1 protein-coding gene is annotated in these 849 nt (G+C 64.7%); it reads right to left on the bottom strand.

Annotation, left to right across the window (positions count from 1 at the left end):
- Positions 1-28: 28 nt before the first annotated feature.
- Positions 29-849, bottom strand: an 821-nt coding sequence (locus DCI01S_RS16500; RefSeq protein ID WP_061230212.1) for an IS3 family transposase, incomplete at its 5' end; no start/stop codon positions are given.

Raw genomic sequence — 849 nt, 5'->3', positions numbered from 1 at the left:
GTCAAGCCCCGGGTTTTGTAGAGGGTGGTTATCTGGCGTCGATGAGGTCGTCGACGGACTCTGGTGCCGGTTCGACCGCCGTGTGTTGTGCTTCGTACTCCGCCGGTGGGACGTAGCCGATCTCGCCGTGAATCCGGCGGTGGTTGAACCAGTCGATGTACTCGGCGACGGCGATCTCGAGGTCGTCGATTCCTCGCCACGGTCCCTTGTGGCGGTTGCGAATCAGCTCGGCCTTGAACAGGGAGTTGAACGCCTCGGCCATCGCGTTGTCATAGGAGTCGCCGCGTGAACCCACCGAGGCCACCAGGTCCTGTTCTTCGAGCCGTTCGGTGTAGCGCAGCGCTCGGTATTGCACGCCGCGGTCGCTGTGATGAATCAGTCCGCTGAGGTCGTCGCCGGTGTGGGTGCGCTGCCAGATCGCCATGTTCAGCGCGTCCAGGGCCAGATCGGTGTACAAGTTCTTGGACAGCTGCCACCCGACGACCATCCGCGAGTAGACGTCGATGATGAACGCCGCGTACACCCACCCGGCGTACGTGCGAATGTAGGTGATGTCGGCGACCCAAAGTTGATTCGGGCGCTCGGCGACGAACTTGCGTTCCACCAGGTCAGCGGGCCGCTCAGTCTCAGCCCTTGGCCGGGTGGTGCGCGGCGACTTGGCCCGCTGGACCCCTTTGAGGCCTTCGGCTCTCATGAGGCGTTCGACGGTGCAGCGGGCGACCTGGTGGCCGGCGCGGCCCAGCTCCTTCCACATCTTCCGGGCTCCGTACACGTGGTAGTTCTCCTCGTACATCGTGGTGATCGCGGCCGTCAGTTCGGCGTCGCGAACCGACCGCGCTGAGGGCGGCC

The sequence above is a fragment of the Dietzia cinnamea NBRC 102147 genome (assembly GCF_001571065.1).
GTDB classification, from domain to species: Bacteria; Actinomycetota; Actinomycetes; order Mycobacteriales; family Mycobacteriaceae; genus Dietzia; species Dietzia cinnamea.
This window is presented reverse-complemented; position numbering and strand designations above follow the sequence as displayed.